The 15,371-nt window shown below is 62.0% G+C and carries 20 protein-coding genes and 1 tRNA gene; 12 read left to right on the forward strand and 9 right to left on the reverse strand.

The window, feature by feature from the left end; all coding sequences use genetic code 11:
* Positions 1-63 precede the first annotated feature (63 nt).
* Entirely contained in the window at positions 64-441 is a 378-nt protein-coding gene (locus AAD018_RS08630) for a VOC family protein (protein WP_367315095.1), read from the reverse strand.
* A 68-nt stretch (positions 442-509) separates the two neighbouring features.
* On the opposite strand from AAD018_RS08630, the gene soxR reads away from it, so the two are divergent.
* From soxR to AAD018_RS08645, 3 genes are all read left to right on the forward strand, one after another.
* The gene (soxR, locus tag AAD018_RS08635; RefSeq protein WP_367315096.1) at positions 510-977 is read left to right on the forward strand and encodes a redox-sensitive transcriptional activator SoxR; all 468 of its coding nucleotides are present in this window, start codon (positions 510-512) and stop codon (positions 975-977) included.
* Between the two features lie 111 nt (positions 978-1,088).
* Positions 1,089-1,904 carry an isocitrate lyase/PEP mutase family protein gene (locus AAD018_RS08640; RefSeq protein ID WP_367315097.1) on the forward strand — a complete coding sequence of 272 codons (816 nt, stop codon included), beginning with the start codon at positions 1,089-1,091 and terminating at the stop codon, positions 1,902-1,904.
* 9 nt (positions 1,905-1,913) lie between these two features.
* On the forward strand, positions 1,914-2,648 hold the full coding sequence (locus AAD018_RS08645) for an SDR family NAD(P)-dependent oxidoreductase (RefSeq protein ID WP_367315098.1): 735 nt from the start codon (positions 1,914-1,916) through the stop codon (positions 2,646-2,648).
* A gap of 15 nt (positions 2,649-2,663) precedes the next feature.
* Here AAD018_RS08645 and AAD018_RS08650 read toward each other — a convergent pair whose 3' ends face one another.
* Together AAD018_RS08650 and AAD018_RS08655 are read right to left on the reverse strand one after the other, a co-directional pair.
* The gene (locus AAD018_RS08650) at positions 2,664-4,469 is read right to left on the reverse strand and encodes an ABC-F family ATP-binding cassette domain-containing protein (RefSeq protein ID WP_367315099.1); all 1,806 of its coding nucleotides are present in this window, start codon (positions 4,467-4,469) and stop codon (positions 2,664-2,666) included.
* 42 nt (positions 4,470-4,511) lie between these two features.
* On the reverse strand, positions 4,512-5,234 hold the full coding sequence (locus AAD018_RS08655) for a GNAT family N-acetyltransferase (RefSeq protein ID WP_367315100.1): 723 nt from the start codon (positions 5,232-5,234) through the stop codon (positions 4,512-4,514).
* Between the two features lie 75 nt (positions 5,235-5,309).
* Here AAD018_RS08655 and msrB point away from each other — a divergent pair, with 75 nt between their 5' ends.
* Positions 5,310-5,702 carry a peptide-methionine (R)-S-oxide reductase MsrB gene (gene msrB / locus AAD018_RS08660; RefSeq protein WP_367315101.1) on the forward strand — a complete coding sequence of 131 codons (393 nt, stop codon included), beginning with the start codon at positions 5,310-5,312 and terminating at the stop codon, positions 5,700-5,702.
* Here the strand turns inward: msrB and AAD018_RS08665 are convergent.
* Positions 5,699-6,136: an outer membrane protein assembly factor BamE gene (locus AAD018_RS08665; RefSeq protein ID WP_367315102.1), complete on the reverse strand. Its 438-nt coding sequence runs from the start codon at positions 6,134-6,136 to the stop codon at positions 5,699-5,701. The genes msrB and AAD018_RS08665 overlap by 4 nt on opposite strands.
* Here AAD018_RS08665 and AAD018_RS08670 point away from each other — a divergent pair.
* The 8 genes from AAD018_RS08670 to AAD018_RS08705 all read left to right on the forward strand — a co-directional run bounded on the left by AAD018_RS08670 (position 6,123) and on the right by AAD018_RS08705 (position 11,707).
* Positions 6,123-6,818 (forward strand): YceD family protein, encoded by a 696-nt coding sequence (locus tag AAD018_RS08670; RefSeq protein WP_367315103.1) that lies wholly within the window; start codon positions 6,123-6,125, stop codon positions 6,816-6,818. The genes AAD018_RS08665 and AAD018_RS08670 overlap by 14 nt on opposite strands.
* Before the next feature lie 153 nt (positions 6,819-6,971).
* On the forward strand, positions 6,972-7,178 hold the full coding sequence (gene rpmF / locus AAD018_RS08675) for a 50S ribosomal protein L32 (RefSeq protein ID WP_367315104.1): 207 nt from the start codon (positions 6,972-6,974) through the stop codon (positions 7,176-7,178).
* Positions 7,179-7,200: 22 nt separating this feature from the next.
* The gene (gene plsX, locus AAD018_RS08680) at positions 7,201-8,280 is read left to right on the forward strand and encodes a phosphate acyltransferase PlsX (protein WP_367315105.1); all 1,080 of its coding nucleotides are present in this window, start codon (positions 7,201-7,203) and stop codon (positions 8,278-8,280) included.
* Positions 8,277-9,248, forward strand: coding sequence for a beta-ketoacyl-ACP synthase III (locus tag AAD018_RS08685; RefSeq protein WP_367315106.1), 972 nt, complete (start codon positions 8,277-8,279; stop codon positions 9,246-9,248). Before plsX ends, AAD018_RS08685 begins: the two co-directional genes overlap by 4 nt.
* Before the next feature lie 136 nt (positions 9,249-9,384).
* Positions 9,385-9,687 (forward strand): integration host factor subunit alpha, encoded by a 303-nt coding sequence (gene ihfA / locus AAD018_RS08690; RefSeq protein WP_367315107.1) that lies wholly within the window; start codon positions 9,385-9,387, stop codon positions 9,685-9,687.
* Positions 9,688-9,692: 5 nt separating this feature from the next.
* Positions 9,693-10,442, forward strand: coding sequence for a MerR family transcriptional regulator (locus AAD018_RS08695; protein ID WP_367315108.1), 750 nt, complete (start codon positions 9,693-9,695; stop codon positions 10,440-10,442).
* Between the two features lie 57 nt (positions 10,443-10,499).
* Positions 10,500-10,576, forward strand: a tRNA-Pro gene (locus AAD018_RS08700).
* Between the two features lie 60 nt (positions 10,577-10,636).
* Positions 10,637-11,707, forward strand: coding sequence for a 2'-deoxycytidine 5'-triphosphate deaminase (locus AAD018_RS08705; RefSeq protein ID WP_367315109.1), 1,071 nt, complete (start codon positions 10,637-10,639; stop codon positions 11,705-11,707).
* Here AAD018_RS08705 and AAD018_RS08710 read toward each other — a convergent pair.
* The 5 genes from AAD018_RS08710 to AAD018_RS08730 form a co-directional block, all read right to left on the reverse strand.
* Positions 11,694-11,897, reverse strand: coding sequence for a hypothetical protein (locus AAD018_RS08710; RefSeq protein ID WP_367315110.1), 204 nt, complete (start codon positions 11,895-11,897; stop codon positions 11,694-11,696). The genes AAD018_RS08705 and AAD018_RS08710 overlap by 14 nt on opposite strands.
* Before the next feature lie 84 nt (positions 11,898-11,981).
* Complete coding sequence (gene scpB, locus AAD018_RS08715) at positions 11,982-12,620, reverse strand: SMC-Scp complex subunit ScpB (RefSeq protein WP_367315111.1); 639 nt, start codon at positions 12,618-12,620, stop codon at positions 11,982-11,984.
* Positions 12,604-13,392 carry a segregation and condensation protein A gene (locus AAD018_RS08720; protein WP_367315112.1) on the reverse strand — a complete coding sequence of 263 codons (789 nt, stop codon included), beginning with the start codon at positions 13,390-13,392 and terminating at the stop codon, positions 12,604-12,606. Before AAD018_RS08720 ends, scpB begins: the two co-directional genes overlap by 17 nt.
* A gap of 1 nt (position 13,393) precedes the next feature.
* A complete protein-coding gene (locus AAD018_RS08725; RefSeq protein WP_367315113.1) occupies positions 13,394-14,389 on the reverse strand; it encodes a glycoside hydrolase family 3 N-terminal domain-containing protein in 996 nt (331 codons plus the stop codon).
* Positions 14,390-14,391: 2 nt separating this feature from the next.
* Complete coding sequence (locus tag AAD018_RS08730; RefSeq protein ID WP_367315114.1) at positions 14,392-15,324, reverse strand: SPOR domain-containing protein; 933 nt, start codon at positions 15,322-15,324, stop codon at positions 14,392-14,394.
* Positions 15,325-15,371 lie beyond the last annotated feature (47 nt).

The following is a 15,371-nucleotide window of genomic DNA, read 5'->3' on the forward strand; positions in this document are numbered from 1 at the left end:
ATGCAGATGCCGTTCATGAGGCATCCTTACCGCGGACCGGTCGGTGTCGCAAACCCAAAAGGCTCAGGCGTAGCTGACCACCTCGATCTCGATCCCGTTCTCCTCCGTGAAGTAAAAGCGCTTGCCCGGCTCGTAGTCCCCGTGGTTTTCGGGTTTGTAGCCGCGCGCTTTCACCTTCTCTTCCACCGCATCAAGATCGCCGACCACCACGCCGATATGATTGAGCCCGCCGCGCGTCCCATAAGACAACTCCTCGGCATTGGACGGATCACCGGGACTATAGATCGCGAGATAACTCTCCTCGTCGCCCACATGTTTGGTGTGTCCCCCCATCATCGCGTCGCCTTGCCACCGAATCTTCCACCCGAAAAGATCACACAGCATCTCTGCCGTTTGCGCAGGATCGACGACCGTCACATTTACATGTTCCAAGGATGCCATTGTCTTTCTCCTATTCTCTGTCTGGAGAATCATTGATAATTTCTCAACCAAAGTTGAGATCAAGAGCCATGTCCCGCCCGTCCCAAGGCCTCACCATCGGCGATCTGGCGGATCGCACCGGTCTGGCCGTCTCCGCGATCCGCTTTTACGAGACCAAGGGCCTTGTCGCGCCGGTGCGCAATCACGGCGGCCACAGGCGCTATGATCGCTCGGATATTCGCAAGCTCTCCTTCGTGATGATCGCGCAGGAGCTTGGCTTTTCTCTTGCGCGGATTGCAGCCCTTCTGAAAACTCTGCCCGATGGGCGCCCGCCGACACGCGCGGACTGGAGCCGCATGTCCAAGGAGTTCCGCACCGAGATCGACGACCGCATCGCCGGGCTCGAACGCCTGAGCGACACGCTCGACGGCTGCATCGGCTGCGGATGCCTGTCACTGGATCGCTGCGGCCTTCACAATCCAGCCGATACCGCACGCACCCTGGGACCCGGTCCGCGATATCTGATGGCAGACAGCACGACCTCTGGAAAAGGTTAGGCGCGCGCGGCACAGTCCTGACGTACCGCCACCGCTTTGCGCAAGATCCGGGCCGCGCCAGATGACCCGGCCGCATTAAGCAGAGCCAGACCCAACAGCAAAGGCCATCCCATGCCCCATGATACCGGCTCCACCTTTCGCGCGCTTCACACACCCGGCGCCCCGTTTTTGATGGTCAATGTCTGGGACAAGGGGACGGCGCGGGTCATGGCCCACCTCGGGGTCAAAGCGCTCGCCACCTCTTCGGCCGCACATGCCTACGTCCTGGGCCGCCCCGATGGCGGACATGTCACGCGCGACGAGGCGCTTGCCCATGCCGAAGAGATCGTGTCGGCCACCCCCCTGCCCGTACAGGGCGATTTCGAGAACGGCTTTGGCGACGCGCCCGAGACCTGCGCCGAAACCGTCCGCCTCGCCGCCGAAGCGGGGCTGGCCGGGATTTGCATCGAAGATGTCGCACTGATTGACGGCAAGGCCTATGACCAGACCCTCGCGGTCGAACGTATTCGCGCGGCCGCCTCCGCCGCTCGCGCCCTGCCAAGGGACTTTGTTCTGACAGCGCGGGCTGACGGCCTGATGATTGGCGTCTATGACGAGGCCGAAGCCACGGCCCGCCTCCAGGCGTTCGAGACAGCAGGGGCCGACTGCCTCTATGCGCCGCTGCCAGCTGATATGGCTGCGCTCGCCAGACTGACCGCCTCAGTCAAAGCGCCTGTGAATGCGCTTGTCGCGGGCCACTTCGCGAAAGAGACTCGCTCAGCCTATGGCGATATCGGGATCGCGCGCCTGTCGATCGGCGCGGCTCTCGCGCGCGCCATGCAACATACGATGATGGAGGCAGCCCAGGGGATGCTGGATGGAGACTTCAGCGCGCTGACGAAGACAAGCGCGACTGCAGGCATCGACGATATGCTCTCGAGCGACTAAGACAGCGCGATGGACCTGAAGAACATCAGAGCCGTTGTCACCGGCGGCGCATCCGGCCTTGGCGCGGCAACGGCGAAAGCTCTGATCGCGGCAGGCGGCGAGGTCACTATCCTGGACCGCGATCCCGCAGGGGCCGACACCGCCCGGGAGCTTGGCGCGCATTTTCAAGAAACAGACGTCACCAGTGAGGCCTCGTCCACGTCGGCGATCCACAATGCTGCCCAGGCGATGGGCGGCCTGAACGTCGCCGTAAATTGCGCCGGGATCGCGACTGCGGAAAAGACACTGGGTAAAGAGGGGCCACACAGGCTCGATACGTTCGCGCGCACGATCGATATCAACCTCAAGGGCAGCTTCAACATCGCCCGTCTCGCCGCGCCGCATATCGAGGCGGCCGGTGGCGGCGTTATCGTCAACACAGCTTCCATCGCGGCCTTCGACGGCCAAAAGGGTCAGGCTGCCTATGCCGCTTCGAAAGCTGGCATTGCAGGACTATCGCTCCCGATGGCCCGCGATCTGGCAAGGGCAAAGATCCGCGTGATGGCCATCGCTCCGGGCATTTTTCGCACTCCGATGCTCGAAGGTCTCGGAGACGAGGTAATGACCGAGCTGGCAAAGGATGTGACCTTTCCCGAACGGCTCGGTGATCCAGCGGAGTTTGCCGCTCTGGTCCGGTTCATCATCGAATGCGACTATCTGAACGGCACAACGATCCGCCTTGATGGAGCGCTCAGGATGCGGTGAGGGGTTCTGTCCCGCTCACTCACTCCGCTCGCTCAATTCAAGCCAATCGGTTTCCGCGGTCTCAAGACGGCCTTGCCGCTCGACCAGTGCCTCTGTCGCCTTGGCAAACTTGACCGGCTCGCGAGTGTAAAGTTCGGGATCACCCAAAAGTCCTTCAAGCTTTGCAATCTCCGCCTCCAGCCTTTCGATCTCTGCAGGCAAGGCCTCAAGCCGGTGGCGTTCAGTAAAGCTGAGCCCGTTTGCGTCTTCCTGCGCTGCAGGTTTGGCCTTTTCTGCTCCCTTGCGCTGGGTCGCGGCCTGCGCCCCGCCGGATGGTCCACGCTGGGCGATGTAATCGGTCCAGCCGCCCGCATAGACAGTGGCCCTCCCGTTCCCCTCCATAGCGATGGTCGTCGTCGCGACCCGATCTAGAAAATCCCTGTCGTGTGAAACCAACAGAACCGTGCCGTCATAGTCCCCGATCAGTTCCTGCAACAGATCCAGCGTCTCTACGTCCAGATCATTGGTCGGCTCGTCGAGAACCAGCAGGTTACTTTGCTGCGCCATGATCTTGGCCAGAAGAAGCCGCGCCTTCTCGCCGCCGGACAGGGACCGAACCGGTGCCCGCGCCTGCGCATCCGAGAACAGGAACTCCTTGAGGTATCCTACGACATGCTTGGGCTGCCCGCGCACCATCACCTGATCGGCGGCACCGGCCACGCGCATCTCTTTGTCGCCGGTCAGGCTTTCCCAAAGCGACATATCCGGATCAAGCTGATCGCGGGTCTGATCGAAGACGGCGATTTCAAGGTTCGTTCCTTGCACAACCTCCCCGGAATCAAGCTTCAGATCACCCAGCAACATCTTGAGAAGGCTCGTCTTACCGACACCGTTCGGCCCGATAAAGGCGACCCTGTCGCCACGTCCGATCCGTAGAGAGAAGTCGGTCACAATCGTCTTGCCGCCAAGCGTCTTGGACAGATCCCGCGCCTCGATCACGCGCTTGCCGCTCTTTGGTCCGGCCTCAAGCGCCATCGCGGCTGGCCCCTGACGGCGGATCATATCCGCCCGCTCTTGCCGCAGCTCACCCAAGGCCCTCACACGGCCCTGATTACGCTTGCGCCGCGCAGAGATACCCTCGACCGCCCAACGAGCTTCCGCTTTAATCTTTCGATCCAGCTTGTGCCGTTGGGTATCCTCGTCCTCCCAGACCTTGTCCCGCCAAGCCTCAAAGGCGGCAAAGCCATCCTCCTGTCGGCGCACGGATCCCCTGTCGATCCAAAGGGTTGCGCGTGTCAGCTCGCGCAGAAACGCCCGGTCGTGGGAGATCAGAACAAAGGCTGCGCGCGCGCCCTTCAACTCCGCTTCCAGCCAGGCGATCGCCTCGATATCAAGATGGTTGGTCGGCTCGTCCAGAAGCATAAGATCAGGCGCCTCGGCCATTAGCTTGGCCAAAGCCGCGCGCCGCCGTTCTCCGCCGCTCGCGGTGCTGACGCTACCGGACGGATCGAACTTCAACCCCTCCGCCACCATCTCGACCCGGTAGGCTTCCCCAGGGTCCAGACCGCTTGCCGCATAATCGCCAAGCGTCGCAAAGCCGTCCATCGTCGGCTCTTGCTCCATATATCCGACGCTCGTTCCAGGCGGGACGGTGACCTGACCGCTATCGACTTCAACAAGACCTGCCATCACCTTGAGAAGAGTAGACTTCCCCGATCCATTCCGCCCCACCAGCGCGACGCGGTCTCCTGGCTGCACAACCGCGTCGAGGCCGGAGAAGACCGGATCGCCTCCAAAAGTGAGCGAGATGTCCGACAATTGAAGAAGAGGTGCGCGCGCCATGCCGCGTCAGCTAAAGCGCAAGCAGCCGAGGTTCAACCGATCTCAGCCAGCAATCGCCCTGAGCGCCCGGGCGCGATGCCGAGGCACTCGGTCGACCTCGACCCCGGTAAAGACATGAAGCGTGCCCATGGCCCGGTCGATCACCGCATGATCGCTCACCCAGCCGCCCATCCGCAGATAGGTGCGGAGCAATGGAGGCATAGCCCGCGTCGCGGCCCCAACCCGGCCCGGTAACAGCGCCTTCCCCAGCGATACGACCTGCCGCGCGCTCCGCCCCGGACGCCAGCGCTTTGGCGCCACGTGCCGTCCCGCCAGCAGACCGAACGTATCGGCATAGGGCGCGGGATCGGTGCCCTTGAAGGACGAGCACCCGATCAAGAGCCCGTATTCCCCCTCATCCACCAGCCGCGTCATCGCACCCCAGGCCACCCGCAACACATCGGGATCGCGCACCTCGGATGCCACGCAGAAACGGCCCATCTCGATCACCGGGCGCTCGAACCCCTCAAGCGCGCTCAGATCGTAGAACTGTGCGGAATAGCTCGTTCCGATCTCAGACCCGCCCTTCAGGCCCAGAACCCGGAAACAGCAGACAAGAGCGCCCTCATCCTCGACAAGCACGTGCTGGCATCTTTCGTCATAGGCATCAGCATCCCGGCCCTCACAGCCAAAGAACGCGCGGTGCCGCAGGGACTGAGCCCGCTTCAGGTCGTCTGACGTTTCAGCGAGGCGGGCCGTGAACCGCCCCCGTCTGAGGAGTGTCATCGCGCTTGCACCATCTTGGCGGCCATCATCGCACCGCTACATAGGATCTGAACGTATCAAAGGATCATGACGATCATGGATAAAATAGAAAAATCCGAAGCTGAGTGGAAAGAGCAACTGTCCGCCGAGGCATTTCGCGTTCTGCGCAAGCACGGGACAGAGCGTGCAGGCACCCATGACGACTTCCCGAAAGAGGCCGGAACCTTTTTTTGCAAGGGCTGCGGGCTGCCGCTCTTTGAGTCGGAGACCAAATTCGAGAGCGGAACAGGTTGGCCCAGCTTCTTCGCGCCGATCGACGGCGAAAATGTTGGCGAGAAGGAAGATCGCTCGTTTTTTATGCGCCGGACGGAAGTTCACTGCAATCGGTGCAACGGACATCTCGGCCATGTCTTCCCGGACGGGCCGCAGCCGACCGGGCTGCGATACTGTATCAACGGCGTCGCTCTAGACTTCGAAGCCGAGGATTAGTTCCCGAAAAGCGCCGTGTTGTCGAGCCGGCCCAGATTGCCCAGAAGCTGGCGAATGAAACCAGTATCGGTCACGCCGCTATTGGTTACGCGCCGCGAAAGCGCGACGACACGCCCGTCCTGAAGCGTGAACCGCTCCACGTTTGAGACGACGCCATCGGGATCAAAGGAAAACGCAACAAGCTGCCGGTCGATGATCTGCGGCTCGAACGCGCCGTAGTAGCGCCAGCGCGAGGCCACGTAATAAACGGCACTGTCCTGCAGCACGCCGCCCGTTGTCGGCGGGCCGAACGTGTCGATCACACTGTCGCGAGTATCGAGGCCGATGAGGATCTCGCCAAGTTCCGCGTCTGTCGGTGCATAGCCATGATTGCGGAACTGCGCCACGCACCCCGCTAATATCAGCGCTGCCATCACCAGCGTGAGCGCACTCACAGCCTTTCGGACCCTGCTCATTCTCGTCCTCTCGCGCATCATCTTCGCCGGACGTGCGCTTGTCGTGCTCGTTCCAACTCTTTATCTGCCCTACATCAAGCTTGCCCGCCTGTTCAAGAAGGATGCCCTCATGTCATTGCCGGAGCATGTTCTGCGCATTGTCGATCTCCCCGCCAATCGCGCGACCCGGATCGATCTGGTTCCGACGGCCGAGGCACGGACGGCTATCGCCGAAAAGCTGGGGTTGAGCGCGCTGAAAAAGCTGACCTTCGACGGGCAACTGACACCTGTCGCGGGATCAGACTGGCAACTCAGCGGAGATCTCGGAGCGACCATCGTCCAGCCTTGCGGCATCAGCCTCGATCCCGTGACCACACGGATCGACGAGTCAATCGAGCGCACATTCACGCGTCACATGCCCGATTTGCCCGATGCGGCAAACGCCGAGATTGAGATGCCAGAGGATGACACGCTCGAGCCGCTATCGGATCGAATCGACGTCTTCGCGATCATTCTCGAGGCCCTGGCGCTCGCGATCCCGCCCTTTCCTCGTAAGGAGGGCGCCGAAACCGGTCAGGCCGCCTTTACCGAACCGGGCAAACAGGCAATGCGAGACGAGGATGCACGTCCCTTTGCGGGTCTGTCTGACCTACGCGAGCAGCTGAAAAATAACGATAAATAAGCAGCCTCACATTGCCTCCGAAAAAGGGTTGCGCGGAGGCGGAAACGCAGTATGTTCGCGGCCTCCCGAACAGGCGGCTTTCTGTCGCCTCATTTCGCTGGACCAGAATAGAAACGCCGGGGCCGAATGCCCTGCCCATCCCGAGGTTGAGACATGGCTGTCCCTCAGAACAAGATTTCCAAGGCGCGCCGCAACCAGCGCCGGTCCCATCACGCATTGTCGGGTTCCAATCCGAACGAATGTTCCAATTGCGGCGAGCTCAAGCGCCCGCACCACGTCTGTCCCTCCTGCGGCCACTACGCCGAGCGGGAAGTCGTCTCCATGATCGATGAGATAGACATCGACGAAGACGCGGCGTAAGCCCGCTCTGGGCGGGCCGGCGATGCAAGACGGCAGCTTCACATCAGCTCCCTTCTCTCTTTCTGTTGACGCCATGGGCGGTGACAACGGGCCTGCAACGGTTGTTGCGGGCCTTGCGCGTTTTCTAAAGCGCAATCCCGACGCCCGTGTTCTTTTGCACGGCGATAAGACCCAGCTGGAAAAACAGGTCGCCAAGCGAAAGATCGAGGACAAGGTCGAGATCCGGCACTCCGACGGTGTCGTCAAGATGAAGGACAAGCCGTCCCAGGTCATGCGCCACGGCAAAGGCACCTCCATGTGGGCCGCGATCGAGGCGGTGCGCGACGGCGAAGCCTCCGTCTGCGTCTCTTGCGGCAATACCGGCGCGCTCATGGCCGTTTCGATGGTCCGACTGCGCAAGGCGGAAGGTGTGAATCGCCCTGCCATCGCCTGTCTCTGGCCGTCGCTGAACAAAGGCGGCTTCAACGTGATGCTGGATGTCGGCGCTGATATTCGGGCGGACCACGAGGATCTTCTGACCTTTGCCCTGATGGGCGCCAGCTATGCCCGCAACGGCATGGACATCCAGCGGCCTCGCGTCGGCCTTCTGAACGTGGGCACCGAAGAGCATAAGGGCCGCGCCGAACTTAAGATCGCCAACGACATGATCGCGCGCGCGGCACCGCAAGGTGAATTTGATTATGTGGGCTTTATCGAAGGCGGTGATATCCCCTCCAAGAACGTCGATGTCATCGTCACCGACGGCTTTACCGGCAATGTCGCGCTCAAGACCGGCGAAGGCACCGCAAACCTGATCGGTCAGCTCCTGAAGGAAGCCTTCAAGAAGACACCGCTGTCGCGCATCGCAGCCCTTCTGGCCTACACATCGCTTCAGCGGTTTCGCAAACGTGTCGATCCCCGCCGGGTCAATGGCGGTGTCTTTCTTGGCCTGAATGGGACGGTCGTGAAAAGCCACGGATCGGCGGATGCCACCGGCGTCGGCTCTGCCCTTTATCTTGCCTATCAATTGGGCCAGTCTGGATTCTCGGACCGACTGGCCGCGCGCGTGGCGCAAGCCACCGCGGTCGCGATCGACGAGACGGCAAAGGCAAATTCTTCATGATCCGACGCGCCGTCCCGGTTGGCATAGGCCACTACCTTCCTGAACGCGTCGTGCCCAACAGCCATTTCGAGGGCTTTCTGGACACCACAGACGAGTGGATCCGCGCCAGATCCGGGATCGAGCGGCGCCATTTCGCCGCTGAAGGCGAGACGACGTCGCAGATGGCCACCCAGGCGGCACGGCAGGCCCTCGATATGGCAGGCCTCGAACCCGACGACATCGATGCGATCGTCGTTGCAACTTCGACGCCAGATCTGACTTTCCCCTCTGCTGCCACAATGGTGCAAAGCGCGCTCGGCATGACGCGAGGCTTTGCCTACGATGTGCAAGCGGTCTGCGCGGGTTTCGTCTACGGGCTCGCCCAGGCCGATGCGTTGATCGTGTCAGGCCAGGCGAACCGCGTTATGGTGATCGGCGCCGAGACGTTTTCGCGCATCATGGACTGGACCGATCGCGGCACCTGCGTTCTCTTCGGCGACGGCGCCGGTGCGCTGCTGCTTGAAGCCATGGAAAGCTCCGGAGAAACGAGCGATCGCGGCATTCTCGCCACTGACCTGCATTCCGACGGCACCTATCGCGATCTGCTTTATGTCGATGGCGGCGTGTCCACCCAAACGACCGGCCACCTGCGCATGCAGGGCAAGGAAGTGTTCCGGCACGCTGTCGAAAAGCTGGCCGCCACCGCCGAAGCCGCTCTTGCGAAGGCGAAGCTGGCACATGACGATATCACTTGGGTCGTCCCGCATCAGGCGAATATCCGTATCATTCAGGCGACGGCCAAGAAGCTCGGCACCCCGATGGAGCAGGTCGTCACAACGGTCGCCGACCACGGAAACACCTCTGCCGCATCGATCCCTCTTGCCTTGTCGATCGCCGTTCAGGACGGTCGCATTAAGCAGGGTGACATCATCGTCACGGAGGCAATCGGCGGTGGTCTCGCATGGGGCGCCGTCGTCCTGCGGTGGTGAGTCTGAACGACCTGCGGGGCAAGCAAACTGGTTCTACGGCAGGTCTGCGCGCGAATACCCTCTTCTAAGTTGTTGAGATTGACTCGGAAAAACCGAACCTTCATGGTCCGGTGTCAGGGCCGCAGGAGGAAACGGTATGGGCGAAAAGACACTTACTCGCATGGATCTCAGCGAGGCTGTCTTCAACGAGGTCGGTCTGTCGCGCAATGACAGCGCCCAGCTTGTCGAAAGCGTGCTCACTCATATGTCTGACGCGCTTGTGCGCGGTGAAAGCGTCAAGATCTCGTCCTTTGGCACCTTTTCCGTCCGCGAAAAGGCGGCCCGCGTCGGTCGCAATCCAAAGACTGGCGAGGAGGTTCCGATCCATCCCCGCCGCGTTCTGACCTTCCGGCCCTCCCATTTGATGAAGGACCGGGTCGCCACAGGCAACAAGAGCTGAATTGAATGCCCAAGGCTCGCGACGCCTTTCGAACGATCAGCGAAGTTTCAGACTGGCTTGACGCTCCGGCGCATGTGCTGCGCTTTTGGGAAAGCAAGTTCAGCCAGATAAAGCCGGTCAAACGCGCGGGCGGCCGCCGCTATTATCGCCCGGCCGATATGGTTCTGCTGAGCGGGATCCAAAAGCTGCTCCACGAGGACGGCATGACGATCAAGGCCGTGCAGGACTTGCTCAAAACCAAAGGCGTGCGCCACGTCTCGGCTTTCGGTGCCGACCCGACAGTCGGAGAGGCGCCGCAGATCGAACGCCCCAAGCGCGCGAAGGCTGATGGTGCCAAGCCCATCGATAAAGCCGTCGAAAAGCCCGCCAAAGAAGCAGTGCCGCCCTCCGCTCCCGCGTCCGAGGCTCCACTGCAGACCCATTCAGATCCCGAAGTCGCGGATCCGCCGGCAGTCATCGAACCAGACGCACCTGCCACGGAAGAGCCAATCGATTACGGCCCGCTCTTTGCCTTCATGAATGAGCCCGCCGATGAGGCGACCCCCGCCGAACCACAGACACCTGCCCCCGCAAAGCTTGAACCTCTAGGCGCAAGCATTCCGGACGATCCGCTCGAAGCCGATATCGAGGCAACTTCCGGTCTGCTGACCACACTCGCGACCACACCTCGCGCGTCTTTGAAGGCAAACCGCTCTGCGATCGCGCCGCATCTGTCCGGCCTGCGCGAGATCTCCGCACGGCTTGCGTCCGGCTGACATGCTGCCCTTTCGCGCTTGCCCCCGCTTCGCAAACCAGTATGAAGGCGCTCAAGTCGGGCTATGGCGCAGCCTGGTAGCGCGTCCGTCTGGGGGACGGAAGGTCGCAGGTTCGAGTCCTGCTAGCCCGACCAATATGAAAACGCCCGTCGCCGTCTAGGCCCGGGCGTTTCGTGTTTCAGAAGGTCCTGCCCATGCCCGGTGTCCTACCCAGCCAACAGATCTCGACGCTTGTCGATACCGGAGCGATCGCACCGGCCACGCCGCTCGACGACGGTCAGATCCAGCCCGCAAGCCTCGATCTACGCCTCGGAGACACCGCCTACCGGATCCGCGCCAGTTTTCTGGCCGGTGAAGGCCGCGCGATCTCGGATCGTCTGTCCGAATTCGAGATGCACCGGATCGACCTGACGGACGGCGCCGTCTTGGAAAAGGGCTGCGTCTATCTTGTCCCCCTTCTGGAAAGCCTCAACCTTCCGCTGTCGATCCAGGCCGTCGCGAATGCCAAAAGCTCAACCGGACGGCTCGACCTTCTGACCCGGGCCATCTCGGACGGAGGGGTTGAGTTCGACCGGATCCCGCCCGGCTACAAGGGCCCGCTCTATGCCGAGATCTGTCCGCGCTCGTTCTCGGTTCTGATCAGATCGGGACAGCGACTGAACCAGATCCGGTTTCGCGATGGGGAAACCGTGCTTGATGACGACGCGCTCAAAGCCCTTCACAAAACGACGCCCCTTGTCGATACGGACCCGGTCATCAACGATGGTCTTGGATTCTCCGTCGATCTGTCGGGTGGCGACGTTGTCGGATATCGCGCAAAACCGCATACCGGGGTCATCGATCTTAATCGGATCGACCATTACGACGCCGCCGAGTTCTGGGAGCCGGTGACCGCCCAAAACGGTCGCATTATCCTTGACCCGGGCGCATTCTATATCCTTGTCAGCCGCGAGGCCGTCACGATCCCACCAACCTATGCGGCCGAAATGGCCCCCTATCTCGCCATGGTCGGAGAGTTCCGCGTCCATTACGCGGGCTTTTTCGATCCGGGCTTCGGACATGCATCCGCCGGAGGCCAAGGCTCTCGCGGCGTGCTCGAAGTGCGCTGTCACGAAGCCCCGTTCGCGCTTGAACACGGACAGATCGTTGGCCGGTTGATCTATGAGGAAATGTCAGAACTGCCCGAGCAGCTTTACGGTCAGGGCATCAAATCGAACTATCAAGGCCAGGGCCTCAAGCTCGCCAAACAGTTTAGAACCGCGTGAACCGCCGTCCCAAACGCAATGCCTGACGCGCTCGCTTGCCCATCTTTTGGGACGATTGCGCCCGCGTCCGTTCATCTGACGTCATCTGACCCGGCGCCTTGCCCCGACGCGCGGCATATCCGATGCCGCGATTGATGCCCCTGTTCACGAGACGCCGCACCAGCATGTTGACCAATCGATTTGCGTTCATGACCGCCTCCTATACCCGACATAAGTAAAGCGTGGATGAAGAGATGCGAGCGAGCGCCGACAGAACCGGCGGCTTTCATCCGATCTAAGCCTCGTCCTCGAACATATCCGTCTGATCCTCGTCTTCTTCCTCATCGCCCGGCTGCGCCGCATCCGGGGGCGGCCTGTTCTCAAGAAGGCCCGCCGCACGCAATTCCTGCAAGCCAGGAAGATCGCGTGCATTCTCAAGCCCGAAGTGATCGAGGAATGCTTCCGTCACGATGAATGTCACGGGCCGCCCCGGCGTCATCCGGCGTCGGCCGAACCGGATCCATTCCAGCTCGATCAACTGATCGATCGTCCCGCGCGAGACGCTGACCCCGCGGATCTCCTCGATCTCCGCACGGGTGACCGGCTGATGATAGGCCACGATAGCCAGCGTCTCGATCGCCGCACGAGACAGCTTGCGCGTCTCGACCGTCTCTTTTTGCATCAGAAACCCAAGATCCGCCGCTGTTCGAAACGCCCAGGCATCGCCGATCTTCATCAACGCGACGCCGCGTCCCTCATAGCGCTTGCGCAAATGCACAAGCGCTTCGGTCGGCTGGCATCCATGGGGCATCCGCCCTGCCAGCTCCCGGATCGTGACCGGCTCGGCAGAGGCGAAGAGGATCGCCTCGACCATCCGCTCCTGCTCGCCCATCGGCGGCGCCTCAAAAAGGCTCTCTTCAGCTGTCTCTGCCATCCCGCCTCCGGATTTCGATGGGCGCGAACGTATCGCTCTGGCGGATCTCAAGCCGCCCTTCCTTCGCCAACTCAAGCGAGGCTGCAAAGGTCGCTGCCGTCGCCGACCGCCGCTTGGCCGGATCCATCTCCCAGCCTTCGGGCAGGTAGCTGACGATATCGGTCCACTCGCCCGCAAAGCCGATCAAGGGCCGCATCCGCGCCAACGCCTCTTCCATGGTCAGAACCGCATCACGGTCCATCACGAAGGGCCGGAACTCGTCCTTGGTTCGGATCCGGGCATAGCCCTGCATCAGATCGATCAGCGTGGCGGTATAGGTGACGCGCCGCACGCGCGTGACATCCTCGGTGATCCCGCGTGCAAAGAAATCCCGCCCCAGCTGATCGCGCGCCATCAGCTTGGCTGCGGCATCACGCATCGCCTGAAGACGCTCGAGCTGAAAGGCCAGATGGGCTGCCAGTTCCTCACCCGATGGTCCCTCCTCTTCGGGGTCAGGCGGCAAAAGCAGACGCGACTTCAGAAAGGCGAGCCAAGCGGCCATCACCAGATAATCGGCGGCCAGCTCGATCCTCAGATCCCGCGCCGTCTCGATAAAGGCGAGGTATTGCTGCGCCAGCGCCAGAACGCTGATCTGGCGAAGATCAACCTTCTGCGTCCGGCTCATCGTCAGCAGCAAATCGAGCGGCCCTTCGTAGCCGTCGACGTCCACGATCAGGGCCTCGGCAGCCAGCCGATCCTGAACGGAGATCACATTGCTTTCAGGTTCGGCCAAATCAGACGCCTTTCAACAGCATCTCATATTCTGCCAAAAGCGCCGGGATGTCATCCTCAACCGGCACCAGAGGTTCTGCCAGCGCCGCATCCGCGCGCTGCTGCGCCTCCGCGCCCATCGGTCCGCAAGTCGCGGCGACCATCTCGATCTCGCCGAAGGCGCCGTTGCAGTGCAACGCCATATCGCATCCCGCCTCGAGCGATCGCCTCGCCCGCTCCGCGACATCTCCCGACAGGGCCTCCATCGAGATATCGTCGGTCATCAGGAGCCCCCCAAAGCCGATCTCTTCCCGGATCAGCCGGATCCCTGCCTGCGATTGCGTCACCGGACGCTCCGCATCGACATCCGTGAACAGGATATGCGCCGTCATCCCCATCGCCTCGTCGGCAAAGGGCAGAAACGGTTGGAAATCGGTCTCTTTCAGCAGGCTCAAGGGCGTATCGACCCTGGGCAGATCCTTATGGCTGTCGACTGTCGCGCGCCCATAGCCCGGCAGGTGCTTGATGACCGACCGAACACCGCCATCCCGGCCCCCGTCGATGATTGCGCGCGCCAGCGGGATGATCTCGCTCTCATCTCGCCCAAGGAGGCGGTTCGCCATAACCGGATGCGCGTCCTCCATCAAAAGATCGAGACACGGGACGCAATTGACGTCGATCCCCAGATCGAACAACTCCTGAGAGATCAGCCGCTGCCGCAGATACATCGCGCGAATTGATCCGCCCGTCTGCTGCACCTGATCCAAAGCGGGCAGATATTGACGCCAAACCGGCGGTCCCAATCGCTGGACCCGCCCGCCCTCCTGATCGATCAGAACCGGCGCCTTCCGCCCGACCGCGTCTCTCAGATCGCCGACCAGACGCCGAACCTGATCCGGTGTCTCGATATTCCGCGCGAAAAGGATAAACCCCCAGGGATCCGCCTCCCGAAAAAGGCTGGCTTCATCTGGTCCAAGACCCGGCCCGGCGCAACCGGTGATAAAGGCGCTTTGCCCCATATCTACCGGGCAACGACCGGAATACAGTCCGCGCCCGCCGCCTTAAGGGCCGAGCACAACCGTCTGGCATCGCTCATATCTTCAAAGCCCGCTGCACGAAGGCGATAGAACGTCCGCCCCCCTCGCTCGGCTTCCTGAATAACGGGAGACTTTACCGTCAGATAATCCGAGAACCGGCCCGACAACCGGGTCCATTCGCTCTTGGCGACAGCTTCGCTGTCATAGGCGCCAAGCTGGATCAGATGAGCCCCGACAGGAACCGCGTCCGCGCTGACCGGTGCCGCGGCCGAAGGAGCCTCTGCCCGCGCCGGACGAAGACGCGCACCGGCAGGCCGCATTCTCGGGCGTTCGGAGCGTACGACACCCGGCACACTGGCAGGCACGATCATGCTGGCCGGCACGTCTAGAACGACAGCTTCGAGAACGGCCTGGATCGGATCGACAGCTGCCACAGATTGAGTAGCGGCGGTTTCGACAGCCGAAGGGACCTCGGCTTCTTCCAGTCCATAGGCTTCAACGATCATCGGAGCGGTCAGGCCCGTCGCAGGCCCATCGCTCGGCTCCGCGACCTCAGCGGTCTCGACGACAGGCGTCAATTCTTCGCTTGGGATATCCTCTCCCGACAGATCAAGCGCCCCCGGCGCAAGCATCAACGCATCCTGAGGACCAGAGGCGACACCGACGGCCGCAATCTCGTTCACCGCAAGGCCCTGATGCGAGGCAATCGTGCCCCCCGGGTTGTCCGGAGCCTGACGCATGGGCCCGTCAACCGCCCGGACCACCGGGATCCCGGTCACGTCGCGCACGAAAAGCTTATATCCCCACACCGCCACGCCGATCATCAGCGCAAGGGACATCACCGCGCCCGCGACATTCGCCACCCGGCCCGCCCCAATCGGGAGCCCTGCCCCATCGGTCATCGTCTGAACTGCCATTTATCTCACCACGGCGGCTGGTTCCGCCGGTCCTTGTCACACTGCCT

Origin of the sequence: Aestuariibius insulae (assembly GCF_040783535.2) — a bacterium.
GTDB classification, from domain to species: domain Bacteria; phylum Pseudomonadota; class Alphaproteobacteria; order Rhodobacterales; family Rhodobacteraceae; genus Aestuariibius; species Aestuariibius insulae.